The following is a 25,579-nucleotide window of genomic DNA, read 5'->3' as shown; positions in this document are numbered from 1 at the left end:
TTCCTGACCACAGGGGAACCTTGCCATGTTCGCTGATTATTCTTCGACGGAATTGCTGTCCATCTTTGCCATGCAGGGCTTCGCCGGCCTGTCTCTGTTTTCCGTGTTCGTGCTCATGGCAATGGGGCTGGCGATCATCTTCGGCCAGATGGGCGTGATCAATATGGCCCACGGGGAATTCATGATCCTCGGTGCCTATACCACCTATCTGACCTCCCAGTTTTTTCAGACCTATATGCCCGGCCTGTTCGCCGGCTACTTCTTTGTCGCCATGGTGCTGGCGTTTTTGATTTCCGGTGCCCTGGGGGCCTTTGTTGAATGGGCGATGGTGCGCCATCTGTACCGCCGGCCCCTGGACACCCTGCTCGCCACCTGGGGGCTGAGCCTGATCATGCAGCAGGCCTACCGTTCCATTTTCGGCGCCCGGGAAGTGGGCGTGGAACTGCCGGACTGGATGATGGGTGCCTTCCAGGTCAGTGACCTGGTGCAGCTGCCGGTGAACGGCCTGTTCGTGATGATCATCGCGCTCTCCATCGCCCTGGCCGTGTACCTGCTGATGTTCCGCTCCGGCTGGGGCCGCAAGGTGCGGGCGGTGGTGCAGAACCGGCCCATGGCGGAAGCGGTGGGCATCAACACCGCCGGCGTGGACCGCGCCACCTTCGCCCTGGGCTGTGGCATCGCCGGGGTGGCCGGCAGTGCCTTCACCATGATCGGCTCCACCGGGCCGTCCTCCGGCCAGGCCTATATCGTCGACACCTTCCTGGTGGTGGTGTTCGGCGGCGCCCAGAGCCTGATCGGCACCATCGTGTCCGCGTTCAGCATCTCCCAGGCCCAGTCCACCATGGAGTTTTTCCTGAGCGGTTCCATGGCCAAGGTGCTCACGCTGCTCACCGTGGTGATCATTCTGATGCTGCGCCCGGAAGGGCTGATGGCCCTCAAGATTCGTCGCTAGGAGTCCACCGTGAAAACTTCGTCTCCCCTGAAATGGTTGCTGTCCCGGGAAGGACTCTATTATCTGGCGCTGGCCCTGCTGCTGGCGGTGATTCTGCCGCTGGCCCTGGACCCGTTCCGTCTCAATATGGTGGGTAAGTATCTCACCTACGCCTTCGTCGCCATCGGCCTGGTGATGTGCTGGGGCAAGGCCGGCATTCTCAGCCTGGGGCAGGGGGTGTTCTTCGGCCTGGGCGGCTATTGCATGGCCATGTTCCTGAAGCTGGAAGCGTCCACGCCGGAGGCCACCGCCCACCAGTCCACGCCGGGTATTCCCGACTTCATGGACTGGAACCAGGTCACCGAGCTGCCCTGGTTCTGGCAACCCTTCCACAGTTTCTCGTTTACGCTGATGGCGGTGTTGCTGGTACCGGGACTGCTGGCGTTCATTATCGGCGTGGCCATGTTCAAGCGCCGGGTCAGTGGCGTGTACTTCGCCATTATCACCCAGGCCATCGCCTCCATTCTCACCATCCTGATCATCGGCCAGCAGGGCTACACCGGCGGCGTCAACGGCATCACCGACCTGCAGACCTTGATGGGCTGGAGCATCCGCACCGACGAAGCCAAGACCACCTTGTATTTCGTGGCCGTGGCGGTGTTGTTCCTGTGCCTGCTGGTGGCCCGCTGGGTGGACCACAGCAAGTTCGGCCGCATTCTGCTGGCCATGCGCGACCAGGAAAACCGGGTGCGCTTCTCCGGCTACGACGTGGCCGCGTTCAAGATTTTTATCTTCTGTCTGGCGGCCATGTTCGCCGGCATCGGCGGCGCCCTGTTCACCCTGCAGGTGGGCTTTATGTCGCCGTCGTTCGTGGGCATCGTGCCGTCCATCGAGATGGTGGTGTTCTGTGCTCTTGGCGGCCGCTATTCGCTGCTCGGCGGAGTCTATGGCGCGCTGCTGGTGAACGCCGCCAAGAGCGGTTTCTCGGAGTCGTTTCCGGAGCTGTGGCCCTATGCCATGGGCGCCCTGTTCATCGGTGTGGTGCTGGCCTTCCCCAACGGCCTGGCCGGTTTGTACCGGCGCTACGTGATGCCGCTGGAAGACCGTCTGTTGCGGGGTAAAAAAACGCCTGCCGCCGCGCCCAAGGAAACCACCGCCCGCCGCGATGACGAGGCGCTGCCCGATCACCTGAGCGTGGAGAAACCCTGATGAACAAAGACGACTTCCTGCTTTCTGTGGAAGGGCTCACCGTGTCCTTCGACGGCTTCAAGGCGGTGGACGACCTGTCCTTCTATCTGGAGCCCCAGGAGATCCGCGTGATCATCGGCCCCAATGGCGCCGGCAAGACCACGGTGCTGGATCTGATCTGCGGAAAGACCCGCGCCACCGCCGGCTCGATCCGCTTTCGCGGCAAGGAGCTGACCAAGATGAAGGAGCACCAGATCGTCCATGCCGGGGTGGGGCGCAAGTTCCAGAACCCGTCGGTGTTCGAGGATCTGACCGTGTTCGAGAACCTGGAAGTGTCCTATCCCATGGGGCACACGGTGATGGGCTCGCTGGCCTTCAAGCGGGACGCCGCGGTGATCGAGGCGGTGGAAAGCGTGGCGCATACCATTTTTCTGCAGGACCTGCTGGCGGAGCCGGCGGGGCTGCTCAGCCACGGCCAGAAGCAGTGGCTGGAAATCGGCATGCTGCTGATCCAGAAGCCGGCCCTGTTGATGCTGGACGAACCGGTGGCCGGCATGTCGGTGGCGGAGCGCAAGAAAACCGCCGACCTGCTGCGGGTGATCACCCGCGACCACACGGTGCTGGTGATTGAACACGATATGCAGTTCGTCGGTGATATCGCCGACCGGGTCACGGTGATGCACCAGGGCAAGGTTCTGTCCGAGGGCTCCATCGACCACGTCAAGAACGACCCCAGGGTCATCGAAGTCTATCTGGGCCACTGACGCCCTGGAGGAACACATGCTGAGCGTCGATCATCATTCCGTCGCCTACGGGCAGAGCACCATTATCCGCGACCTGAACCTAGGCATCGGCGAAAACGAAATCGTTGCGGTGGTGGGCCGCAACGGCATGGGCAAGACCACGCTGATGAAATCCCTGGTCGGCATGACCCCCAGCCGGGGCGGGCGGGTGGCGCTGAACGACACCGACCTGACGGCCATGAAAAGCTACCAGCGGGTGCGCGCCGGGCTGGGCTTCGTGCCCCAGGGGCGGATGATCTTTCCCACCCTGACGGTGCGCGAAAACATCGAAACCGGCCTGGCGGCGGTGGGCGAAAAGAAAGTGCCCCGGGATCTCTACGAATTGTTCCCGGTGCTGGAAGAAATGCAGCACCGGCGCGGCGGCAACCTGTCCGGCGGCCAGCAGCAGCAACTGGCCATCGCCCGGGCCCTGGCCACCCGGCCCAAGGTGTTGCTGCTGGACGAACCCACCGAAGGCATCCAGCCCTCCATTATCCAGGACATGGCGCGCACCCTGAAACGCATCCGTGATGAACGGGGCCTGTCGATCATGGTGTCCGAGCAGGTCCTCAGTTTCGTCATGGACGTGGCCGACCGCATTCTGGTGATCGAGAAAGGCGAGATTGTCCACGAGGAAGCGGGCGAGGGTGCCAACCAGGAAAAAATCGCGGGCTACCTGTCCGTTTAAACCGCAAGCCGAGGAGCCATTTTTATGCGACACGGAGACATTTCCAGCAGCCCGGACACGGTGGGCGTGGCCGTGGTCAATTACAAGATGCCGCGCCTGCACAGCCGCGCCGAGGTGCTCGATAACGCCCGCGCCATCGCCGACATGATCAAGGGCATGAAGCAGGGCCTGCCGGGCATGGACCTGGTGATCTTTCCCGAATACAGCACCATGGGCATCATGTACGACCCGGATGAAATGATGGATACCGCCGCCACCGTGCCCGGTGACGAAACCGCCATCTTTTCCGCCGCCTGCCGCGAAGCCAATACCTGGGGCGTGTTCTCGCTCACCGGGGAACGGCACGAGGAACACCCGAAAAAAGCGCCCTACAACACCCTGGTGCTGATCAACAACCACGGCGAGGTGGTGCAGAAATACCGCAAGTGCATTCCCTGGTGCCCCATCGAAGGCTGGTATCCCGGCGACACCACCTATGTCACCGAAGGCCCCAAGGGCATGAAGATCAGCCTGATTATCTGCGACGACGGCAATTACCCGGAGATCTGGCGGGACTGCGCCATGAAGGGGGCCGAGCTGATCGTGCGCTGCCAGGGCTACATGTACCCGGCCAAGGACCAGCAGGTGATGATGGCCAAGAGCATGGCCTGGGCCAACAACTGCTACGTGGCGGTGGCCAACGCCACCGGTTTCGACGGTGTGTATTCCTACTTCGGCCACTCGGCGATCATCGGCTTCGACGGCCGCACCCTGGGTGAATGCGGCGAGGAAGAAATGGGCATTCAATACGCCCAGCTTTCCGTCAGCCAGATCCGCGACGCCCGCGCCAACGATCAGTCCCAGAACCATTTGTTCAAACTGCTGCACCGGGGCTACTCCGGCGTGCACGCCTCCGGCGACGGCGACAAAGGCATCGCCGATTGTCCGTTCGAGTTCTACCGCACCTGGGTGATGGACGCGCAAAAAGCCCAGCAAAACGTGGAAGCCATGACCCGTACCACGGTGGGGGTGGCCGACTGCCCGGTGGGCGAACTGCCGGTGGAGGGTAAGGAAAAAACCGCTTGAGGTGCTTTCCTCCATGATGCCGTTTATCAACGATCGCCTGGAAAGGAACCAGGAACTGCTTGACCAGCAACGCCGCGCCGCCCGACCGGAACGGGCGGCGCGCTTTCTGTTCGAGCCGGACCGGGTAATGGCCCTGCTGCGGGCCCGCCTGGTGGGGCAGGACCCGGTGCTGGAGGCCCTGGAAGATATGCTGTGGGTGCTCAAGGCGGATCTGGGCGACCCCCAGCGGCCCCTGGCGGTGCAGCTGTTTGTCGGCCCCACCGGCGTCGGCAAAACGGAAACCGCCCGGCTGCTCGCCGAGGCCATCCACGGCCACGCGGACGCCCTGTGCCGCATCGATATGAACACCCTGGCCCAGGAACACTACGCCGCCGCGCTTACCGGCGCGCCGCCGGGCTACGTGGGCAGCAAGGAAGGCCACACCCTGTTTGACGCGGACGCCATCCAGGGCAGTTACAGCAAGCCCGGCATCGTGCTGTTCGACGAACTGGAAAAGGCGGACACGGAAGTGATCCGCACCCTGCTCAATGTGCTGGAACGGGGCCGCCTGACCCTGTCCGGCGGCACCCGGAGCCTGGACTTCCGCAACAGCGTGATCCTGATGACCAGCAATATCGGCGCCGCCGACGCCGCCGCCCACCGGCGGCGGCAAAAGCGCGGTTGGCGAAGCTGGTTCGGCGACGGCGAGTCCGGCGCCCAACAAAAAGTGGAACAGGCCCTGCGGCAGCGCTTCGACCCGGAATTTCTCAACCGCATCGACCGTATCCATCACTTCCAGACCCTGGATGAAAGCCGCCTGGACGCCCTGCTGGACATTGAACTGGACAAGCTCCAGCAACGCCTGGCCCGCCGCGACGCGGACCTGACCCTGGACAACAGCGCCCGCGCCTGGCTGCAACAACATCACGACCCGGCCTACGGCGCCCGCCACCTGGCCCGCCGCCTGCGCACCCACCTGGAACCACCCCTGGCCCGGGCCCTGCTAGAATACCCGGACCACACCCGCTTCCACGCCACCCTCCACCAGAACCGCCTCCACATCACCCCGGAATAACCCCAAAACCCCCAAACCTGTTTGCCCTGTAGGAGCGACTTCAGTCGCGATAAACGGCGGTGCCATCGTCATCGCGGCTGAAGCCGCTCCTACAACAACCCCCAACCCACACAGCTCCGCGCCCTGGATAAAAAAACCACATCAATTTTTTCGCTAAAGCGCGATGAACCTCAAAAAAAACCCCGAAAAACAATACGTCATCCAACGTAGCCCCCTTGGCCCTTTCACCAATGCCCGCAATCGTCCATGATCGTTAATCTAACAACGAAAACAGGCTCGCCAATCGGAGAGGCACCATGGCTGATACCATCATCAAGATCGACCTGAACAAATCCCCCTACGACAACGAAGGCGTCCACAACCGCTGGCACCCGGACATTCCCATGGCCGCCATGGTGAAACCCGGCGAGGACTTTATCCTCGAATGCCACGACTGGACCGGTGGCCAGATCGAAAACAACGACAACGCCGAGGACGTGCGCGACGTGGACCTGACCCAGGTGCACTTCCTCACCGGCCCGGTGGGCGTGGAAGGGGCGGAACCCGGCGATCTGCTGGTGGTGGATATCCTTGATATCGGCGCCTTCGACGAAAGCCAATGGGGCTTTAACGGCTTTTTCTCCAAACAAAACGGTGGCGGTTTTCTGACCGAACATTTCCCGGAAGCACAGAAAACCATCTGGGATTTCAACGGCATGTTCACCAAATCCCGGCACATCCCCGGCGTGGAATTCGCCGGCATGATTCACCCGGGCCTGATCGGCTGTCTGCCGTCCAAGGAAATGCTCAAGGAATGGAACGACCGGGAAAAAGCGCTCTACGACACCGAGCCGGATCGGGTGCCGGGCCTGGTTAACCTGCCGTTCGCCGACACCGCCCATATGGGCAAGCTGAAAGGCAGTGAAAAAGACGCCGCCGCCGCCGAAGGCGCGCGTACCGTGCCGCCCCGGGAACACGGCGGTAACTGCGACATCAAGGATCTGTCCCGGGGCTCCCAGGTGTATTTCCCGGTGTATGTGAAAGACGCGGGCCTGTCCGTGGGCGACCTGCACTTCAGCCAGGGCGACGGCGAGATCACCTTCTGCGGCGCCATCGAAATGGCCGGCTGGATTCACCTGCGCGTGAACCTGATCAAGGGTGGCATGGAGAAGTACGCCATCAAGAACCCGATCTTCAAGCCCAGCCCCATGGCGCCCAAGTACGACGACTACCTGATCTTCGAAGGCATCTCCGTGGACGAGCAGGGCAAGCAGCACTACCTGGACGTGCACATCGCCTACCGCCAGGCCTGCCTCAACGCCATCGAATACCTGAAGAAATTCGGCTACACCGGCGCCCAGGCCTACTCGCTGCTGGGCTGCGCCCCGGTGCAGGGGCATATCAGCGGCGTGGTGGACGTGCCCAACGCCTGCGCCACCCTGTGGCTGCCCACGGATATCTTCGACTTCGACCTGAAACCGGGACCGGATGGCCCGCAACACAGCGTCGCCGGCAGCACCGACGTGCCGCTGGCCAAGGATAAATAGGGGAGGATCGGACTATGCCGCTGTACGACTACAAGTGCACCGAGCACGGCCTGTTCCACCAGCTGGTGGAAGTGGCGGACGCGGGTGAAACCCGCGCCTGCCCCACCTGCGGCACCTTGTCCGCCCGGGTGATCCTGGTGGCGCCCACGGTGCTGGACATGGCGCCGGAACGACGCGCGGCCTTCGCCCGCAACGAACGGGCCGCCCACGAACCGCGCCGGGGTAACCATCACTCGGAAAAGGAACAGGGCTGCTGCCACCACGCCAAGGCCAACCCGAAGGTGTTCTACACCGCCGACGGAAAGAAGATGTTTCCCTCGGCCCGGCCCTGGATGATCAGTCACTGAGCAGTTGAAAGTTACAAGTTACAAGTTAAAAGTTGAAAGGCGCGGGCTCGGCCTGGCCGAACCGCTAGGCCTTGCCCGCGTTTTAACTTTCAACTTTAAACTTTCAACTCATCTTTAAAACAACACCATGCCCAGACTTTCGGCGATGCAGGCCGGTTTCTCGCTGCCTTCCAGCTCGATGGTCACCTCATTGCACAGCAGATAGCGGCCTTCGCCTTTCTGTTGCACGGATTTCATTAGGAAGCGTCCGCGTACCCGCGCGCCGGACGGCACCGGGGCCAGAAAACGGCAGCTGTTGAGGCCGTAGTTGATGCCCGCCTTGACCCCTTCGATGGTGTAGATCTGGTCCTTGAACATGGGAATCAGCGACAGGGTCAGATAGCCGTGGGCGATGGTGCCCCCGAACGGTGACTCCTTCGCCGCCCGCTCCGCGTCCACATGAATCCACTGGAAATCACCGGTGGCCTCGGCGAACTGATTGATCCGCTCCTGGCTGATGGTCATCCAATCGGTGACGCCCAGTTCCTTACCCACCCAGGCGTTCAGTTCCTCGGGGCTGGTTATTGTCAGCATGGTTTGTCCCTCAAACGATTCAAAAGGGGGTAGCTTCGGGCTTCCGGCGGCGGGCCGCAAGGGGAGGGATGTCGGGCAGGGGGGCGGCGAAGTTGAAAGTTCAAAGTTAAAAGTTGAAAGGCGCGGCAGGAGGAGGATGCGACGGAGAGGTCGTGCCCGCGCCCTGCGCGCAGTGACAAGCTGCAAGCGACAGATCGGCCAACGGCCGCGTGCAAACCCCACAGGCCAGGTCCTTTCAACTTTTAACTTTGAACCGGCCCTTACCCGCACCGTCCCGCGCCACAAACCGAGCGTCAGCCGCTTGCCGTCCCGTCCACCCCCTGTATCCTTCCCCCTGTATCCTGAACCGTCTTTAAACGAGGCCCCCATGCACATTCACATTCTCGGTATCTGCGGCACCTTCATGGGGTCGTTGGCGTTGCTGGCGCGGGCCAAGGGCCATCGGGTCACCGGGTCGGACCAGAACGTGTATCCGCCGATGAGCGATCAGCTGGCGGCCGCCGGCATTGAGCTGATCGAGGGCTATGATCCGGCCCAGCTGGAGCCGGCGCCGGATCTGGTGGTGGTGGGCAACGCCCTGAGCCGGGGCAATCCGGCGGTGGAGTATTTGCTGGACCGGGGGCTGCCGTACACCTCCGGGGCGCAGATGCTGGCCGAGGTGGTGCTGCCCGGGCGCTGGGTGCTGGCGGTGGCCGGCACCCATGGCAAGACCACCACCAGCTCCATGCTGGCCTGGATTCTGGAGCACGCCGGGCTGGCGCCGGGCTATCTGATCGGTGGCGTGCCGGGCAATTTCGGCGTTTCCGCCCGGCTCGGCGACACGCCGTTTTTCGTGGTGGAAGCGGACGAGTACGACACCGCCTTCTTCGACAAGCGCAGCAAGTTCGTCCACTACCGGCCGCGCACCGCCATTCTCAATAATCTGGAGTTCGATCATGCGGACATCTTCGCCGATCTGGGCGCCATCCAGACCCAGTTCCACCATCTGATCCGCACCATCCCGTCCCAGGGGCGGATTATCCTGCCCGCCGGCGAGGCGGCCCTGGAAGAGACTCTGGAAAAGGGCTGCTGGAGCGAGGTGGAACGCTTCGCCGAGGGCGGCGAGCCGGGCTACCGGCTGGAGCACGCCGACGGCGGCGTGTTCACGGTGCTGGAGAACGGCCGCGAGGCGGGCCGGGTGGACTGGGAGCTGACCGGCCGCCATAACGTCAACAACGCCATGGCGGCGCTGCTGGCGGCCCGCCATGTGGGCGTGACCCTGGCGGACGGCGCCGCCGCCCTGTGCGAGTTCCGGGGCGTCAAGCGACGCATGGAGCTGCGTGGCGAGATCGGCGGCGTGCGCGTCTACGACGACTTCGCCCACCATCCCACCGCCATCGCCACCACTCTGGAAGGGCTGCGCCGCAAGGTGGGTGATGAGCGGGTGCTGGCGGTGATCGAGCCCCGTTCCAACACCATGCGCCTGGGCCGCCACCGGGATGCCCTGGCGGCCAGCACCGCCGACGCCGACCGGGTGATCTGGTATCAGCCGCCGGGGCTGGACTGGTCCCTGGACCCGGTGGTGGCGGACTCGCCGGTGCCGGCCTCGGTGAGCCGGGATCTGGAGGAACTGGTGGCCACGGTGGCCGCCGAACCGGGGCCGTTGCACGTGGTGATCATGAGTAACGGTGGTTTCGGCGGGGTGCATGAGAAGGTGCTGGCGGCGCTGCGCGAGAAGGAGAGTAGGGGGTAAAACCGGGATACAGGATTCAGGATGCAGGATACAGGGGGCTGGCCCTTCACCCTGTATCCTGCATCCTGTATCGCGCCCGCAAGGGCGCTACAAAGTGTAATGAATCGGCACGGTCACCGAGATCGGCTCGCCGGCCAGTTCCGGGGGCGGTTCCGGGAAGCGCAGCCGGCGCACCAGCTCCAGGGACTGCTGGTCCAGGATGCGGCTGTCCGAACTGCCTTTCAGGGTCACGTCCAGCGCCCGGCCATCGCTGTTCAGCCGGAAGCTCACTTCCACCACGCCCTGCTGGCGGCGCATGCGCGCCCGGGCCGGGTATTCCTTGTTGTACTCAATGGTGTCGCGGACCTTGGCCAGGTAGCGGTTGAGCAGATTGTCGTGGTTGCCACTGCGGTGCACGCCCTTGCCCGGGTCGCCGGCCCGGCCTTTCTGGCCCTGGGGCTGCTGCTGGCCGGACGCGGTGCGGGTCTGGTCATCCACCTGGTCCGCCGGTGCCGCCGGCTGTGGCGTGGGGGCGGGCTCCGGCCGGGGCGCCGGTTCGGGCTCCGGTTCCGGTTTGGGCTCCGGCTTGGGTTTGGGCTTGGGCTTCGGTTCCGGCTTTGGCTCCGGTTTGGGCTTCGGCTTCGGTTTTGGCTTGGGTTTGGGTTCCGGCTTGGGCTCGGGCTTCGGCTCCGGTTTCGGTGCCGCCTTGGGCTCCGGCGCCGTGCTCACCGTATTCTGGGTGGGTTTCGGGGCCAGGCTCAGGGTGACCGCCTGCTCCACCCCGGGTTTGGCGGGGCGGCCGCCGGCCAGCGTCATGCTCTCGATGCCCACCAGAAAGGCGGCATGGGCCAGCAGGGCCAGGGTCCAGGCAAGAATCAGGCGCGGTTTACGACTCACGGGGCGCTCTCACTCCGGGTAACCAAACGAACTTCCTCGACACCGGCGTCGCGCAGCAGCTCCAGGCTGTGGCGCAGGCTTTTCAGGGGCGTGCCGGCGTCCGCCAGCAGCCGCACCGGGTCCTGTTGCTCGGCGGCTTCACTTTGTTGACGGATCAGCGCCGCCTCGGCGCGCTTACGGTCGCCCCGCGCCTGGTAATCGCGGACCAGTTCGGTGACCTGGCCGGCGTCCAGGGGCTGGCCGTCGTGCAGCAGGCGGCCTTCGGCGTCGAGCACCAGCATCAGCTGTTCCAGGTCTTCCTCGGTGTTGGCGCTGGCGCTGTCCGGCGCGGTGGCATCGCCTTCCGGGCGCGGTGCCAGCTGGCCGGCCACCATGAAGAAGATCAGCAGCAGGAACACCACATTGATCAGTGGCAGCACCGGCTCCAGGGGCGGCCGGCGGCCGCTGTCCGGGCACTCCAGGTTCATGGCATCAGCTCCAGCTGCACGTCCTTGATGCCGGCGGCGCGCACCGCGTCCAGGGTGGCCAGGGCGGCCTGCAGCGGCGCCTCCGGCTCACCGGTGATCAGCACCGTGCGTCCCGGCTGCAGATGCTCGGCCAGTTCGCCTATCGCGTATTGGTGGTCGCCGATCGCCACCCGGCCGTCCGCTTCCACGGTCAGGGTCAGCCAGTCCTTATCCTGCTGGTCGGCGCTTTCCTCGGCGGGCAGCACATTCACCGGCAGGTCCTTCCAGTCGCCGAAGCGGCTGGCCAGCATGAAGAACACCAGCAGGATAAACACCACATCGATCAGCGGCGTCAGGCTGATGCTCGGCGAACGGTGACGTTCGGGCTCCAGATGCATGGTTCAGCCGGCCACCGCCTGACGACGGGGGGCTTCCGCCTGGCGCGGGGCCGTCGGCGCCGCTTCCCGGTCGCCGCTGTCGCGGATCTGCACCTTGAGACGGGCCAGCCGGTCCTGCAGTTTTTCCCGGCACAGTTCGATGGTGCGGTCCGCCCAGTGGAAGGCGGCCAGGGCCGGAATCGCCACGGTAAGACCGGCGGCGGTGGTGATCAGAGCTTCCCAGATGCCGCCGGAAAGGATCGACGGGTCCACCTGGGAGCCGGCGGTCTCCAGCGCCTGGAAGGCGCCGATCATGCCGAACACGGTGCCCAGCAGGCCCACCAGCGGGGCCAGGGCGCTGATCACTTCCAGGGCGCGCAGCCCGCCGCGCATTTCTTCCAGGGCCTCACGGCCCCGGCGCAGGCTGTCTTCTTCCCAGCTGGCCGGGTCCATGGTCCGGTTTTCCCAGGCGCTCAGGATCACCCGGTCGATGGGCGCGTTGCCCGGCGAGGTCGGCTCCGGGGTGCGGCCGCTGGCCAGGCTTTCCAGCAGGGCATCGGCCTTTTTGCTGGATACCGGGCGCAGCCGCGCGAATTGCAGAATCTTGGCGATCAGGGTGGCGAGGCCCACCACCGACATCAGCGCGAGCACCCACATGGCGGCGCCGCCGGCGACGAACCAGTCGGGAAGTTGGAATTGCAGGAAAGAGGTCATGTCCGGGCTCCTGTAGACGGGCGGCCGTCGCCATCGGGATCGGATGGTCGGAACAGGACTGGGCCGCCAGAGAGCCGGGAGTCTAGCACTTGCAATACTGAATGCAAGTCATTCCTATTTGCACCCTGGCTGGGCAGGGGTGCCCCCGAGAACGGTCGGTGACCGTTTTCGGGGCACGGCGATCACTGTTGCATCAGGGTGTAGTTGAATTCGGACTGGATGCGTTGGCCTTCGGCGTTGAGCAGTTCCACCGCGTTGGTGGCGTTCTGCAGGAAACGCACTTGCTCGTCCGGCTGCTCCGGGTTGAGCACGAACACCGGGTAATCGCGGCCGTCCACATCGGTGCGTTGCACCGCCCAGTTGCCCCGGTCGTTGTCCGCGTCCATACCGCGGTCGACGCCCAGGTATTCCTGGTTGAGTTCGTAGCGGGTGGCCTTGCCATCCTGGTCGCGGTAGAGGGTGAGGGTGGTTTTGATGCCGGGGCAGTCGGCGCAGGGCAGCACGCCTTGATAAACGGTGCTGCTGGCCTTCGGGTCCATGGGCTGGCTCTGGCAGGCCGCCAGCGCCAGCGTGCCGGCCAGACCGAGGGCATAGAATGCTTTTTTCATGTTTGTCTCCCTGACAACGAGTCGGACTGTCCTATATGGACAGCTGTCAGTATAGACAACAGAACGTGACCGATTTCACGGCTTTAACAGAGTTTAACGACGTGGCCCGGTTTCAGGATCCCCGGCGGCGTGCCAGGTAGCGTTGCACGCCTTCGGAAATCAAGAAGCCCAGTGCCAGGGCAATCAAGAAGTACAGTAGGATCATAGTTCCCCGCAACGGTCGCAAAGCCGACCACATCCCATTCGAATCATGGACTTACAGCAGCATAGGCCGGTCACTGGTGTTGCAACAGTGAATTACTGTTAGTGCTTTGTAGTTATTGGGCAGCGCAAATCCGGCCAGAAGTCGAGCATAAACGGGGGCGACGACGGCGTCAGAACCGTCTGATCAGTTTTTGATCTGTGTCACAAATTGCATTGGGCGCCGGGGAGCGGCGCCCGAAGGAGGTCAGCCGCCCAGCAATTGCAGCGGGCCGCCGCGCTCGATGGCGCGCTGGTAGGCGGGCAGGGCTTCCACTTTCTGGATGAAATCCCGGATGTGGGGCAGGTTATCCAGGTTGGCGCGGCTGGCGGCGGCTTGCAGCGGAAAGCTCATCTGCACATCGGCGGCGCTCATCTGCTCACCGGCGAACCAGGGATGGCGGGACAGGTGTTCCTCCACCAGGGCCAGCTGGTCCTGGATGCGCGGTTGCAGGAACTGGTCGTTCATCTTGCCGCTGATCTTGCGGGCGATGGGCTTGGCGAAGAACGGCATCGGCGAGGTGGCCACCCGGCCGAACACCAGCTTCATCACCAGCAGTGGCATCAGCGAGCCTTCCGCGAAGTGCATCCAGTAGATGTAGTCCAGCCATTGCGGCGTGTCGGTGGCCGGCTTGAGGCGGCCGTCGCCGTAGCGTTCCACCAGGTATTCGAGGATGGCGCCGGACTCGGCCATCACCACCGAGCCGTCGCTGATCACCGGCGCCTTGCCGAGCCGGTGCACCCGCCGCAGGCTTTCCGGGGCCAGGCTGGTGCGCGGGTCCCGTTTGTAGTGTTCGATTTCGTAGGGCAGTTCCAATTCCTCAAGCAGCCAGAGAATACGCTGCGAACGCGAGTGTTCCAGATGGTGAACGATGATCATGGTGGCTCCCGACCGGAATAAGTAGAAAACCCGGCGAGCATAGCATTCCCCCGGGTGTGCGCCACGTCACGAACGCCACCGGCGATTGACCCGGGCCCTGCCCCAGATCAAAACCGGGGCAACCTGAAGGCGCACACTGGGAAGACCATCGCAACCACCGTTACAGGGAGGTCAGCAGCGCGCCATGAAAGCCACCGATCATTCCGCACAGGAACACACCTTTACCCCGGAACCGGACGCCAGTGCCCGGCACTGGTGCCACCGGCCCGGTGATACCCAGCCGGAGCCGGACATGGTGGGCCCCTATGCCCGCCACCGGCCGCTGCCTCCGGAGGGCATCGAGCAGCGCCACGCCTATATCGTCGGCGGCGGTATCGCCGGCCTGGCCGCCGCTTTCTATCTGATCCGCGATGGCCATATGCCCGCCGCCAATATCACCATCCTTGAGGACCAGGAGGTGGAAGGCGGCTCCCTGGACGGCGCCGGCAACCCGGAAGAGGGTTACCTGATACGCGGTGGCCGGGAAATGAACGGCCACTACGACAATTTCTGGGACCTGTTCCAGGACGTGCCGGCGCTGGAGCTGCCCGAGGGCTACAGCGTGCTCGATGAATACCGGCTGCTGAACGACGCCGACCCCAACTATTCCAAGGCCCGCCTGCTGCACCATCGCGGCCGCATCAAGGACTTCTCCACCTTCGAGCTGAGCCGCTCCCAGCAATGGGAACTGGTGCGCCTGCTGCTGCGCCGCAAGGACGAACTGGACGACGTTACCGTGGAGCAGTTCTTCAGCCCCGGTTTTCTGGAGTCCAACTTCTGGACCTTCTGGCGCACCATGTTCGCGTTCCAGAACTGGCACAGCGTGCTGGAAATGAAGCTCTATATGCACCGTTTCCTGGATGCCATCGACGGCCTTAACGATATGTCCGCCCTGGTGTTCCCCAAGTACAACCAGTACGACAGCTTCGTGCGCCCCCTGGCCGGGATGCTGCGCGAGCAGGGCGTGCATTTTCGCCTTGATACCCGGGTCCACGACATGGCGCTGGAAGGCGAGGGCGACACCAAGACGGTGCGCGCCTTGCTGTGCCACACCGCCGAGGGCGAGGCCCGGCTGGAGGTGGCGGCGGACGATCTGGTGCTGGCGCTTACCGGCTCGATGACCGAGGGCACCGCCTACGGCGACATGGATACCGTGCCGGAGCCCCGGCGCGGCCGCACCGAGCCCGGCGAGCACAGCGCCTGGACCCTGTGGCGCAACCTGGCGGCCAAATCGCCGGTGTTCGGCCGGCCGGACAAGTTCTACGGCGACACCGACCGTTCCAGCTGGGAATCCGCCACCCTGACCTGCGCGCCCTCGCCGCTGGTGGACAAGCTCAAGGAACTGTCGGTGAACGACCCCTATTCCGGGCGCACCGCCACCGGCGGCATTATCACCATCACCGATTCCGCCTGGCTGATCAGCTTCACCTGCAACCGCCAGCCCCATTTCCCGGAGCAGCCCGACGACCTGCTGGTGCTGTGGGTCTATGCCCTGCACATGACCCCGGACGGCGACTATGTGAAGAAACCCATGCCGGCGTGCACCGGCCGGGAGATTCTCACCGAGCTGTGCTACCACCTGGACCTGCTTGATGACCTGGACGCGGTGCTGGCCAGCACCAAGGTGCGTACCGCTCTGATGCCCTACATCACCGCCGAGTTCATGCCCCGGGCCGCCGGAGACCGGCCCCGGGTGGTGCCGGAAGGCTGCACCAACCTGGGCCTGCTCGGCCAGTTCGTGGAAACCCCCAACGATGTGGTGTTCACCATGGAAAGTTCGGTGCGCACCGCCCGGGTGGCGGTGTACCGTCTGCTGGGCCTGAACAAGGCGGTGCCGGACATCAGCCCCACCCAATACGACATCCGCAACCTGCTCAAGGCCGCCCGGGCCCTCAACAACGGCCAGCCCTTCCCCGGGGAACGGCTGCTGCACCGCCTGCTGGACCGCACCTACTTCGCCCCGGTGCTGCCGCCGCTGCCCGCCGATGATGAAGAACCGGTCCAAGGAACCGCCAACCCCTTCGACGCCGAGCTCAGCGCCCTGGCCGACCGGGGCGGCGAAGCCCTCAAGGACGCCCGCGCCTGGTTCGCCCGCCTGCGCGACTCCCTGCGCAAGGACCAGCCCTGACCGGCAGTAGGAGCGACTTCAGTCGCGATCAAAGGTGGGTGCCATCCCCATCGCGGCTGAAGCCGCTCCTACCCCTCCATCAGCGCACCGGCCCGGAATCCGTAGGAGCGACTTCAGTCGCGATCAAAGAGCGGGTGCCGTCCCCATCGCGGCTGAAGCCGCTCCTACCCCTCCATCAGCGCACCGGCCCGGAACCTGTAGGAGCGACTTCAGTCGCGATCAAAGGCGGTTGCCGTCCCCATCGCGGCTAAAGCCGCTCCTACACCTCCACCAGCGCACCGGGGTGGAAGTTGTAGGAGCGACTTCAGTCGCGATCAAAGGTGGGTGGCATCCCCATCGCGGCTAAAGCCGCTCCTACACCTCCATCAGGGCACCGTGCCGGAATCCGTAGGAGCGACTTCAGTCGCGATCAAAGGTGGGTGCCGCCCCCATCGCGGCTGAAGCCGCTCCTACCCCTCCACCAGGGCACCGGGGTGGAACCTGTAGGAGCGACTTCAGTCGCGATCAAGGGTGGGTGCCGCTCCCATCGCGGCTGAAGCCGCTCCTACACCTCCATCAGGGCAGCGGGGTGGAATTGGTAGGAGCGACTTCAGTCGCGATCAAAGGTGGGTGCCGTCCGCATCGCGGCTGAAGCCGCTCCTACACCTCCACCAGGGCAGCGGGGTGGAATTTGTAGGAGCGACTTCAGTCGCGATCAGGGGCGGGTGCAGCCCCCATCGCGGTTGCGTCCGGGTTCCGGGAAGGGCGGCGGGTTTAACCGCCCGGCGTTGGCGCTTCGGCGTCGCGGCGGGATACCGCGGTGGCGCTTTCCGCCGGCAGGCCGTGCACCGCTTCCAGCACTTCGTCGAGCACCGCCTGGCTTTTCCAGGCCGCCGGGGTGTTGACGATGGCGGACACCGCCCAGGTGGTGTTGTCGCGGTCGCGGGTAAAGCCGGCCACCGCCCGCACGTCGGTGAGCGAGCCGGTTTTGATATGGCCTTCGCCGCGCAGGCCGGTGTCGCGCAGCCGGTTGTGCATGGTGCCGTCCATGGCCACCAGCGGCAGGGAGGCAATCAGTTCGGCGGCGAACGGGCTGCGCCAGGCCTGCTGCAGCATTTTGATCTGTTCCATGGGGCTGATGCGCGCCTGCCGGGACAGGCCGGCGCCGTTGTCCAGCACCACCTGATCCGGGTTCATGCCTTTCAGCGCCATCCATTCGCGCACCGCCCGCTGGGCGGCGGCCAGGTCGTCGCTGTCACCGGCCAGCCGGTGCTCGGCGCCGATGGTCAGGAACAGCTGCCGGGCCATCACGTTGCTGCTCCACTTGTTGATGTCGCGGACCATGGTGACCAGATCCGGGGATGAGGTGGTGGCCAGCAGGTCCACGCCCCGGGGCAGCCGGTCGAAGCGGGTGGCGCCATGGATTTCGCCGCCCAGTTGCCGCCACAGGCCGCGCAGCAGGGCGGCGGTGTAGTCGCCCTGGTCCAGCAGCGACAGGTAACGGTCGGCCCGGCAGCCCTCCGGGATGGCGCCCTTGAGGGTAACCACCCGGTCGCCCCGCTCATCCACGCCATGGGTGATCTTGAGGCTGCGCCCGGAGGGGCAGTAGCGGCTTTTGGACAGGGTCAGCTGGTTGTCCAGGGTGAGGCCGTCGGTGACCGGCTCCACCCAGGCCTGCACCCGGTCGGCGCGGCCCATCATCTGGATATGAAACAGGTTCAGGTTGGTGAGCAGGGCGTGGGGCTGCACCAGAAAGGGGGCGTTGGGGTTGTCGCCGTCGTCATCGAAGTGCGGCAGCCCGCCCTTGGGCAGTTTGAAATAGCTGTCGTCGAGCACCAGGTCGCCGTTCACCTGACGGATGCCGTAGGCGCGCAGGTCGCGCAGCAGTTTCCACAGCCGTTCCTCGGTGAGTTTGGGGTCGCCGGCGCCGACGAAGATCAGATCGCCGTCCAGCACATCACCGTTCAGCTCGCCGTTGGTGTACACCCGGGTGTGCCATTTGAAGGTGGGGCCGAGCAGTTCCAGGGCCGCGTAGGTGGTCAGCAGCTTCATGGTGGAGCCCGGGTTCATCACCCGGTCCGCATTGACGAAGCGGGACTGGCCGGGGCCGTCCAGGGGCACCGCCGCCAGCGCCAGGGCGTCGTCCGGCAGTTCCAGTTCCTTGAGCCGGGATTGGATCGCCAGCGGCCAGTCCGGGCTGGACGCGGTGGCCGGCCGTTCTTCCGCCGGCCCGGCCACCGGCACGGTGACCATCATCACCAGCAACAACATCAACGGCACCGGAAATCGCGCGACAAGCCCCATATACTGCATGCTCTTCTGTTTAGGTTAGGGCCTGTTCACCCTACTTCCATTACGCCTGCTGGATGTCATTTTGGTCTCCAGCTAGGCGGAGGGAGCGCGGTTTGGTCATTCCAAATAAGCGACCGACAACGACGCTGGAGGCCAAAAGGGCGCCAGCCCTTCGGGTTGTGGCTAAAAACCCACCCCTCCGCGTTACTCGTCGTTCATTTGGCGCCACCAAACTTCTCTCCTCGTGCCTTGATGGGTGGGTTTTTAGCCACAACAGGCGTAATGGAAGTAGGGTGAACAGGCCCTGGCGTGCTAATAGCGTAGAGGAAAAGCGGCAGCCGGTCAGGAGGCCGCGGGTACTGGAATTGTAAATTCTGCGTCGTGATATAGTGGCCCGCCATGCCGCCAGGGCCGAGTTTTCATGTCCATCTTGCTGATCAATCTGCGTCGGGTGCCGGACCAGGAACGGGACCAGGTGTGTGCCTTGCTGGATGAGCACGGCATCGAGTACTTCCTGACGCCGCCCAGTGTCTGGGGCGTCTCCGCCGGGGGGTTGTGGCTGCGCCACGATGAGGACCGGGAGCGGGCGCGGCCGCTGCTGGCGGAGTATCAGCAACGCCGGTATCAGCAGGAACGGGCGGCCTTCGAGCAGGCCCATCGGGAGGGGGAAGTGACCACGGTGACGCGCAATCTGCGCCGCCATCCGCTGCGTACCCTGGCGTTTCTGGTGGCCACGGTGGCGGTGTTGCTGCTGGCGGTGGTGCCGTTTTTGACCTTTGGTTGATCGGGGCTGAAGCGGTACGCCGCCCGGCCGCTCCTGCCGGGTGCCGATACGCTGGCGGGGATCGCGGCTGAAGCCGCTCCTACAGGGGCCGATACGCCATTGTAGGAGCGGCTTTAGCCGCGATCCCCACCGCCGCATGCCCCTCCCGTAGGAGCGGCTTTAGCCGCGATCAGGCCTGGTGGCCCAGGTTATCCGGGTCGCCCACGTCGATGCCCTTGTGCTGCAGGTCCGCGTGGTAGGAGCTGCGCACCATGGGGCCGGAGGCCACCGAGGTGAAGCCCATCTTGCGGCCTTCGTCGGCGAACATTCTGAATTCGTCCGGGTGCACGTAGCGCTCCACCGGCGCGTGGAATTTGCTGGGCTGCAGGTACTGGCCGATGGTGATCATGTCCACGTCGTGGTCGCGCAGGTCGCGCAGGGTTTCCAGCACCTGATCGTTGGTTTCACCCAGGCCGACCATGATGCCGGATTTGGTGGGCACCTGCGGCACCCGCTGGCCAAACTGCTGGAGCAGCTTCAGGGAGTGCTCGTAGCGGGCGCCGGGGCGGGCTTTCTTGTACAGGTGCGGCACGGTCTCGATGTTGTGGTTGAACACGTCCGGCGGGGTGGCCTGGAGAATATCCAGGGCGTCTTCCAGGCAGGGCCGGAAGTCCGGGGTCAGAATCTCGATCTTGGTGCCCGGGCTTTTTTCGTGGACCGCCTCGATGCAGTCGGCGAAGTGGCGGGCGCCGCCGTCGGGCAGGTCGTCCCGGTCCACGGAGGTGATCACCACGTATTTGAGGCCCAGGTCGGCCACCGATTCCGCCAGATGCAGCGGTTCGTTCGGGTCCAGGCCGTTGGGGCGGCCAAAGCCCACGTCGCAGAACGAGCAGCGGCGGGTGCAGATGTCGCCCATGATCATGAAGGTGGCGGTGCCGCCGCCGAAGCATTCCGGCAGGTTGGGGCAGGCCGCTTCCTCGCACACGGTGTGCAGCTTCTGCCGGCGCAGCATTGATTTGATGCGCTGGATCTCGCCGTTGGCGGGGACCCGCACGCGAATCCAGTCGGGTTTGCGCTCGCGCACCGGGGCGCTTTCATTGATCAGCGGGATAGTGCGGACCTTATCGGCGCCGCGCAGCTTGTCGCCGACTTGAACCTTCGCTTTCGCCGGGCGTTTGGCCTGGGCTTCGCTCATGGAGATGTCTCTCTCGCGGTTGGGTGCCTTTTGGGCGCCTGTTTCGTCATTCGGGGCGCAGGCCCCGGCGGCACAGGGATGTGCCGTTCGCCGGCCCTTGGCCGGCAGGGCTGGCGGGAATCATGGAGGATTTCCGTCAGCCTGGCAGAGAATTGTACCAGTCCGGCGGAGGCGCTGTCCGGGGGGTAAGGCCCAGCCGGCCCGCCAGAATCGTTACCAGATCCTGCTCCACGGTGGCCCGGTCCGGGTCCAGGCCCTCGGCGGCCAGGCTGGTCATCGGCTGGCCGGCATAGCCGCAGGGGTTGATGCGCCGCCAGGGCGCCGGGTCGTCCAGCCGGTTCAGGGCCAGCCCGTGGTAGCTGCCGCTGCGGCGGATACGCAGCCCCAGCGAGGCGATCTTGGCGCCGTTCACGTATACGCCGGGGGCGTCCGGCCGGCTGACCGCGTCCAGGCCCCGCTGGCGCAGGTAGTCCACCACGCTGTCCTCCAGGGCGGTGACCACGGCGCGGGCGCCGATGCCCAGGCGCTGCACGTCCACCATCAGATAGACCACGGTCTGGCCCGGGCCGTGGTAGGTGACCTGGCCGCCCCGGTCGCTGCGCACCACCGGAATGTCACCGGGGGCCAGCACATGCTCGGGTTTGCCGGCCTGGCCCAGGGTGTACACCGGCGGGTGCTCCAGCACCCAGAATTCGTCCACGGTGCTGGCGTCGCGCTGCCCGGTGAAGGCGCGCATGGCCTCCCAGCAGGGCGGGTAATCGACGCTTGGCAGGCGGCGGACCAGAACGTCCATCACAGGGTGATCTTGACGTGGGGGCTGGCGTCCAGGTCGCGGTAGATGCTTTCCACCTGCTCCTTGTTGTGCACGGTGATATTGGCGGTGATCGACACGAAGGTGCCCTTGGTGCTGGGCTTGCTGCTCAGGTTCAGTGAGCGGTCGAAGTCGCCGAGATGGGTTTCCAGCACCGTCACCACCACTTCTTCCAGCGGCGCGTCGGCGGCGCCCATCACTTTCAATTGCATGACGTGCGGGAAATCCCACAGTTCTTCGCGGATGGCCATGGCGGTGTCCTCGGGGTGGCGGCGGCTAGTTCAGGCCGCACAAATGACGTTTGAACCCTATATAGTGATTCGCCAGGGTTTTCCAAGTGTCGCCGGGGCTGCCGTCGCCCACCGGCTGCCCGTCCAGCCGGGTCACCGGCAGCACATCGCGGGTGGAGCTGGACAGCCAGATTTCATCGGCGTCGGCCAGTTCGGCGGCTTGCAGGGGACGCTCCCGCACCGGCAGACCGTGCTCCTGGCACAGTTCGATCACCAGGTCACGGGTGATGCCGCCCAGCAGATGGTGGCTGAGCGGCGGCGTATGGATGGCGCCGTCGCGGACCAGGAACACATTGCTGGCGGCGCCCTCGGTGACCTGGCCCTGGCGGATCAGGATCGCCTCGGCGGCGCCGGCGTCCAGCGCCTGCTGGCGCAGCAGCAGATTGGCCAGCAACGACACCGACTTGATGTCGCAGCGGCCCCAGCGGATATCGTCCAGGGTAATGGCGGCCACGCCGGCGGTGCGCGCCGGCTGGTCCGCCGCCGGCACCGGCACCGGCAGCGGCGAGGTGGTCATGAACACGGTGGGCGCCACCGGCGGCTCGGGAAAGCCGTGGTCGCGGGTGGCGCCCACGCCCCGGGTGATCTGCAGGTACAGGGACAGGTGGCCGCCGCCGTTGCGGGCCACCAGTTCCTGGCACAGACGGCGCCAGCCGGCGCCGTCATGGGGGTCGTTCAGGCGCACTTCGCGCAGCGAGCGGGCCAGCCGTTGCAGGTGTTCGTCGAGCCGGAACGGTACGCCGTTGAACACCGGGATCACCTCATAGACCCCGTCGCCCAGCAGAAACCCGCGATCCATCGGCGAGATCCGTGCCTGGTCGGCGTCGACGAAGTCTCCGTTCAGGTAAACCGTGCCCATGGCGCCCCTGCTAGCTGAACAGACCCTTGAAGAACAGCACGATATGGTCCCAGATGCGGGCGAAGAAACCGGCCTGGTCCACCGACTCCAGGGCCACCAGCGGGCGCTGCACCAGCTGCTCGTCGCCGAGCCGCACGGTCAGGGTGCCGTATTGCTGGCCTTTCTGGATCGGCGCGCGCAGTTCCGGCTGGATCGACATTTCCGCCTTGAGCTGGTCGCGGCTGCCCTTGGGAATGGTCAGCGCCAGCGGCTCTTCCAGGCCCAGACGGACCTGATCGGCCTGGCCCAGCCACACCTTCGGGGTGTCCAGCACGTCGCCGGCGCCGTAGCCCTCGTAGGTTTCATAGAAGCGGAAGCCGTAGCTGAGCAGCTTCTGGGATTCCCGCGCCCGGGCGGTCTCGGAATCGGTGCCCATGACCACCGAAATCAGACGCATGCCGCCCTGCTTGGCGGAGGACACCAGGCAATAGCCGGCTTCCTCGGTGTGGCCGGTTTTCAGGCCGTCCACGGATTCGTCCCGCCACAGCAGCAGGTTGCGGTTGGGCTGGGTGATGCCGTTGTAGGTAAATTCCTTCTCCGCGTAGATGTCGTAGTGTTCCGGGTAGTCGCGGATGATGGCGCGGGCCAGCCAGGCCAGGTCGTGGGCGGTGGTGTAGTGGTTCTCCGCCGGCCAGCCGGTGGCGTTGACGAAATGGGTGTGCTCCATGCCCAGTTGGCGGGCCTGGTTGTTCATCAGGTCGGCGAAGGCGTCCTCGGAGCCGGCCACGTACTCCGCCAGGGCCACGCTGGCGTCGTTACCGGATTGCACGATCACGCCCTTGAGCAGTTCGATCAGCGGCACCTGGGTGCCTTCCTTGACGAACATCCGCGAGCCGCCCATGCGCCAGGCCTTGACGCTGATCGGCACCATGTCCTGCTCGTGGATATTGCCGGCCTGGATCTCCTTCTCCACCAGGTAGGCGGTCATCATCTTGGTAAGACTGGCCGGCGGCAGTTCCTTGTTGGCGTCGTGCTCGACCAGCACCTGACCACTCTTGGCGTCCAGCAGCAGATAGCTGCGCGCTTCCACCTGGGGCGGCCGGGGAATCATGGTTTCGGCCCGCGCCAGCAGCGGCGCGGCGGCCAGCATGGTGCACAGCAGCAGCCAGAACGCGGAATAACGGGAAGAACGGGTTTGCATCATCATCGGGGCCTTTGAGTGTTTTTCGCTTCCGGACGGATCAGGGTTTCACGGGGATCGGCTTGCCGAAGCCGGCCGCGGTCACGGAGTGACGGGCGCGGTCGCGGTCCTCGTTGCTGGCGAACGGGCCCAGCCATACCCGGTACAGTTTGCCGGCGCCGGGCTGGCGCACGCTGACCGGCAGACGCAGTTGCTCGCGCAGCCGTTTCTCCAGGGCGCGGGCGCCGTCCAGGGCCTGGAAGGCGCCGGCCTGCAGATAGAGGTCGCCGTTGGCGCTGTTCGCGGTGGTCCGGTCGTCCGCCGGCGGCGGGCTGTCCACGGCGGCGCGCACCGCGGTGGGCACGCGGCCGTCGCTTTTGTTGGGGGTGGGGTCCTTGCTGGCGGTCAGCGCCTCCACCCGCACCCGGCCGGTGCCGTTCTGTTCGATGCCCAGGCGCACGGCGGCGGCCCAGGACAGATCGATGATGCGGTCGGAGTGGAACGGGCCCCGGTCATTGACGCGCACCACCAGGCTCTTGCCGTTGTCCAGGTTGGTGACCCGGGCATAGGTGGGCAGCGGCAGGGTGCGGTGGGCGGCGGTGAACCGGTACATGTCGAAGGCTTCGCCGCTGGAGGTGCGGTAGCCATGGAACTTGCGCCCGTACCAGGACGCCAGGCCCTCCTCGTGGTAACCCTCGGCGGTGGGCAGCACCTGGTAGGTCTTGCCCCACACCGTGTAGGTGTCCGGGTTGCCGTAGGCGCTGCGCGGTTCCACCTTGGGCACCGGCTCCGGCTGGCTGCTGACATCGCGGCGCTGGTCCGGGCCGGCGTCCACGCTGTGCTTGTAGCGGTCGGAGCCGGGGGCGCCGGAGGCCGACCGGTCCGGCTGGGCGGACGCCGGCGGCGCGCCGGTGCCCGGGCCCGGCGCGGTGGCACAGGCGCCCAGCGCCAGGCTGACGGCCAGGATCAGTAACGGTCGCATCACGGTTGGGCGTCCTTCAGGGCGTCGGCGATACGATGGGAAAGCTGCAACACGGCCATGGCATAAAGTTCGCTGTGGTTGTAGCGGGTGATCACATAGAAATTGTCGGTGGCCAGCCAGAATTCGTGGCCGTCCTCGCCGGTCAGGTCGAGCACCGCCACCGGCTGGGTGCCGGGCAGGCCGTTCTCCGACAGGTCGAAGCAGTATTGGCTAGTCAGCGTATCATCGCCGCAGGAGAGTGCCACTACGCCGTTTTTCCGGGCCTGGTCCAGGGTGAAGGACGGCTTGTAGCCGGCCTCGGCCATTTTCACGTAGCCGTCGCCGTCCACCCGGGCGCGGGCGGCCACCGGCAGACCGGGCTGCCAGCGGTGCTGTTTGAAGTAGTTGGCCACGCTGCCGATGGCGTCCTCCGGGCTGTTCACCAGGTCGATCACGCCGTCGCCGTCGAAGTCCACCGCGTAGGCTTCATAGCTGGTGGGGATAAACTGCGGGAAGCCCATGGCGCCGGCGTAGGAGCCGGTGATGGTGCCGGCGTCGATGTGCGCGTCGCGCTCCATCTTGAACAGGGCCACCAGCTGCTTGCGGAAGAAGGCGCCCCGGGGCGGGTAGTCGAAACCCAGGGTGGTGAGGGCGTCGAGCACCCGGTAGTTGCCCTTGTGGCGGCCGTAGCGGGTTTCCACGCCGATAATCGCCAGGATGATCTCCCGGGGAATCTGGTACTCACGCTCGGCCCGGTCCAGGGCCTCGGCGTGCTCCGCCGCGAACGCCACGCCCTGGCGCACCCGGTCCTCCTGCAGGAAGATGCGGCTGTACTTCGCCCAGGTCAGGGTCCGTTCCGCCGGCCGGGCAATGGCTTCGAGAATGCTGTCCTTGCGCTTGGCGTCGGCCAGCAGCGCGCGTACCCGGTCCTCATCGAGACCGCTTTCGCGCACCGCCTTGAGGACCTCCTTGGCCTCCGGGTGCTCGGCGTAATTGGAGGTTTCGGCCCAAGCGGGAGCGGGACCGGCCAGGACGGCACAGGCGGCGAACAACAGCCCGGTTTTTTTCACGTGGTT

Annotated in this window: 26 protein-coding genes; 11 read left to right on the top strand and 15 right to left on the bottom strand. The window is 65.3% G+C overall.

Going from position 1 to position 25,579, the window contains the following annotated elements:
* Positions 1 to 25: 25 nt before the first annotated feature.
* The 8 genes from urtB (at position 26) to FGS76_RS12050 (ending at position 7,581) form a co-directional block, all read left to right on the top strand.
* Positions 26 to 952 carry an urea ABC transporter permease subunit UrtB gene (gene urtB, locus FGS76_RS12085; protein ID WP_138772895.1) on the top strand — a complete coding sequence of 309 codons (927 nt, stop codon included), beginning with the start codon at positions 26 to 28 and terminating at the stop codon, positions 950 to 952.
* 9 nt (positions 953 to 961) lie between these two features.
* The gene (urtC, locus tag FGS76_RS12080) at positions 962 to 2,140 is read left to right on the top strand and encodes an urea ABC transporter permease subunit UrtC (protein WP_138772894.1); all 1,179 of its coding nucleotides are present in this window, start codon (positions 962 to 964) and stop codon (positions 2,138 to 2,140) included.
* Positions 2,140 to 2,883, top strand: coding sequence for an urea ABC transporter ATP-binding protein UrtD (gene urtD, locus FGS76_RS12075; RefSeq protein ID WP_138772893.1), 744 nt, complete (start codon positions 2,140 to 2,142; stop codon positions 2,881 to 2,883). The genes urtC and urtD overlap by 1 nt, the downstream gene beginning before the upstream one ends.
* A 16-nt stretch (positions 2,884 to 2,899) precedes the next feature.
* Positions 2,900 to 3,589 (top strand): urea ABC transporter ATP-binding subunit UrtE, encoded by a 690-nt coding sequence (gene urtE / locus FGS76_RS12070; RefSeq protein ID WP_138772892.1) that lies wholly within the window; start codon positions 2,900 to 2,902, stop codon positions 3,587 to 3,589.
* Positions 3,590 to 3,613: 24 nt separating this feature from the next.
* The gene (locus tag FGS76_RS12065; protein ID WP_138772891.1) at positions 3,614 to 4,654 is read left to right on the top strand and encodes an aliphatic amidase; all 1,041 of its coding nucleotides are present in this window, start codon (positions 3,614 to 3,616) and stop codon (positions 4,652 to 4,654) included.
* Between the two features lie 13 nt (positions 4,655 to 4,667).
* Entirely contained in the window at positions 4,668 to 5,708 is a 1,041-nt protein-coding gene (locus tag FGS76_RS12060; RefSeq protein WP_240692523.1) for an AAA family ATPase, read from the top strand.
* A gap of 296 nt (positions 5,709 to 6,004) precedes the next feature.
* Complete coding sequence (fmdA, locus tag FGS76_RS12055) at positions 6,005 to 7,234, top strand: formamidase (protein WP_138772890.1); 1,230 nt, start codon at positions 6,005 to 6,007, stop codon at positions 7,232 to 7,234.
* A 14-nt stretch (positions 7,235 to 7,248) separates the two neighbouring features.
* Positions 7,249 to 7,581 carry an FmdB family zinc ribbon protein gene (locus FGS76_RS12050; protein WP_138772889.1) on the top strand — a complete coding sequence of 111 codons (333 nt, stop codon included), beginning with the start codon at positions 7,249 to 7,251 and terminating at the stop codon, positions 7,579 to 7,581.
* 114 nt (positions 7,582 to 7,695) lie between these two features.
* Here the strand turns inward: FGS76_RS12050 and FGS76_RS12045 are convergent, their stop codons facing one another.
* Entirely contained in the window at positions 7,696 to 8,154 is a 459-nt protein-coding gene (locus tag FGS76_RS12045; protein WP_138772888.1) for a MaoC family dehydratase, read from the bottom strand.
* A gap of 367 nt (positions 8,155 to 8,521) precedes the next feature.
* On the opposite strand from FGS76_RS12045, the gene mpl reads away from it, so the two are divergent.
* A complete protein-coding gene (mpl, locus tag FGS76_RS12040) occupies positions 8,522 to 9,886 on the top strand; it encodes a UDP-N-acetylmuramate:L-alanyl-gamma-D-glutamyl-meso-diaminopimelate ligase (protein WP_138772887.1) in 1,365 nt (454 codons plus the stop codon).
* Between the two features lie 87 nt (positions 9,887 to 9,973).
* Here the strand turns inward: mpl and FGS76_RS12035 are convergent, their stop codons facing one another.
* From FGS76_RS12035 to FGS76_RS12010, 6 genes are all read right to left on the bottom strand, one after another.
* Positions 9,974 to 10,762 (bottom strand): energy transducer TonB, encoded by a 789-nt coding sequence (locus FGS76_RS12035; protein WP_138772886.1) that lies wholly within the window; start codon positions 10,760 to 10,762, stop codon positions 9,974 to 9,976.
* Positions 10,759 to 11,229, bottom strand: coding sequence for an ExbD/TolR family protein (locus FGS76_RS12030; protein ID WP_138772885.1), 471 nt, complete (start codon positions 11,227 to 11,229; stop codon positions 10,759 to 10,761). The genes FGS76_RS12035 and FGS76_RS12030 overlap by 4 nt, the downstream gene beginning before the upstream one ends.
* A complete protein-coding gene (locus FGS76_RS12025) occupies positions 11,226 to 11,606 on the bottom strand; it encodes an ExbD/TolR family protein (RefSeq protein WP_138772884.1) in 381 nt (126 codons plus the stop codon). The genes FGS76_RS12030 and FGS76_RS12025 overlap by 4 nt, the downstream gene beginning before the upstream one ends.
* A gap of 3 nt (positions 11,607 to 11,609) precedes the next feature.
* A complete protein-coding gene (locus FGS76_RS12020) occupies positions 11,610 to 12,299 on the bottom strand; it encodes a MotA/TolQ/ExbB proton channel family protein (protein WP_138772883.1) in 690 nt (229 codons plus the stop codon).
* A 182-nt stretch (positions 12,300 to 12,481) separates the two neighbouring features.
* Complete coding sequence (locus tag FGS76_RS12015) at positions 12,482 to 12,907, bottom strand: copper resistance protein NlpE (RefSeq protein WP_138772882.1); 426 nt, start codon at positions 12,905 to 12,907, stop codon at positions 12,482 to 12,484.
* Positions 12,908 to 13,355: 448 nt separating this feature from the next.
* The gene (locus tag FGS76_RS12010) at positions 13,356 to 14,027 is read right to left on the bottom strand and encodes a glutathione S-transferase (RefSeq protein ID WP_138772881.1); all 672 of its coding nucleotides are present in this window, start codon (positions 14,025 to 14,027) and stop codon (positions 13,356 to 13,358) included.
* A gap of 184 nt (positions 14,028 to 14,211) precedes the next feature.
* On the opposite strand from FGS76_RS12010, the gene FGS76_RS12005 reads away from it, so the two are divergent.
* Positions 14,212 to 16,194 (top strand): oleate hydratase, encoded by a 1,983-nt coding sequence (locus FGS76_RS12005; protein WP_138772880.1) that lies wholly within the window; start codon positions 14,212 to 14,214, stop codon positions 16,192 to 16,194.
* A gap of 753 nt (positions 16,195 to 16,947) precedes the next feature.
* Here the strand turns inward: FGS76_RS12005 and dacB are convergent.
* Entirely contained in the window at positions 16,948 to 18,477 is a 1,530-nt protein-coding gene (gene dacB / locus FGS76_RS12000) for a D-alanyl-D-alanine carboxypeptidase/D-alanyl-D-alanine endopeptidase (RefSeq protein ID WP_240692522.1), read from the bottom strand.
* 409 nt (positions 18,478 to 18,886) lie between these two features.
* On the opposite strand from dacB, the gene FGS76_RS11995 reads away from it, so the two are divergent.
* Positions 18,887 to 19,249, top strand: coding sequence for a DUF6164 family protein (locus FGS76_RS11995; protein WP_138772879.1), 363 nt, complete (start codon positions 18,887 to 18,889; stop codon positions 19,247 to 19,249).
* 169 nt (positions 19,250 to 19,418) lie between these two features.
* Here the strand turns inward: FGS76_RS11995 and lipA are convergent, their stop codons facing one another.
* From lipA to mltB, 7 genes are all read right to left on the bottom strand, one after another.
* The gene (gene lipA, locus FGS76_RS11990; RefSeq protein ID WP_138772878.1) at positions 19,419 to 20,423 is read right to left on the bottom strand and encodes a lipoyl synthase; all 1,005 of its coding nucleotides are present in this window, start codon (positions 20,421 to 20,423) and stop codon (positions 19,419 to 19,421) included.
* A 136-nt stretch (positions 20,424 to 20,559) separates the two neighbouring features.
* Positions 20,560 to 21,216 (bottom strand): lipoyl(octanoyl) transferase LipB, encoded by a 657-nt coding sequence (lipB, locus tag FGS76_RS11985; RefSeq protein WP_138772877.1) that lies wholly within the window; start codon positions 21,214 to 21,216, stop codon positions 20,560 to 20,562.
* Positions 21,216 to 21,485 carry a YbeD family protein gene (locus FGS76_RS11980; protein ID WP_138772876.1) on the bottom strand — a complete coding sequence of 90 codons (270 nt, stop codon included), beginning with the start codon at positions 21,483 to 21,485 and terminating at the stop codon, positions 21,216 to 21,218. Before FGS76_RS11980 ends, lipB begins: the two co-directional genes overlap by 1 nt.
* Before the next feature lie 25 nt (positions 21,486 to 21,510).
* Positions 21,511 to 22,383, bottom strand: a complete 873-nt coding sequence (locus FGS76_RS11975) for a D-amino acid aminotransferase (RefSeq protein WP_138772875.1) — start codon at positions 22,381 to 22,383, stop codon at positions 21,511 to 21,513.
* A 10-nt stretch (positions 22,384 to 22,393) separates the two neighbouring features.
* Positions 22,394 to 23,563: a D-alanyl-D-alanine carboxypeptidase family protein gene (locus tag FGS76_RS11970; protein ID WP_138772935.1), complete on the bottom strand. Its 1,170-nt coding sequence runs from the start codon at positions 23,561 to 23,563 to the stop codon at positions 22,394 to 22,396.
* Between the two features lie 40 nt (positions 23,564 to 23,603).
* A complete protein-coding gene (locus tag FGS76_RS11965; protein WP_138772934.1) occupies positions 23,604 to 24,524 on the bottom strand; it encodes a septal ring lytic transglycosylase RlpA family protein in 921 nt (306 codons plus the stop codon).
* Entirely contained in the window at positions 24,524 to 25,573 is a 1,050-nt protein-coding gene (mltB, locus tag FGS76_RS11960) for a lytic murein transglycosylase B (protein WP_240692521.1), read from the bottom strand. The genes FGS76_RS11965 and mltB overlap by 1 nt, the downstream gene beginning before the upstream one ends.
* Positions 25,574 to 25,579 lie beyond the last annotated feature (6 nt).

The sequence above is a fragment of the Alloalcanivorax gelatiniphagus genome (genome assembly GCF_005938655.1).
In the GTDB taxonomy this organism is placed as follows: Bacteria; Pseudomonadota; Gammaproteobacteria; order Pseudomonadales; family Alcanivoracaceae; genus Alloalcanivorax; species Alloalcanivorax gelatiniphagus.
The sequence above is the reverse complement of the archived record's forward strand: the minus strand, read 5'-3'. Positions and strand labels throughout refer to the sequence as shown.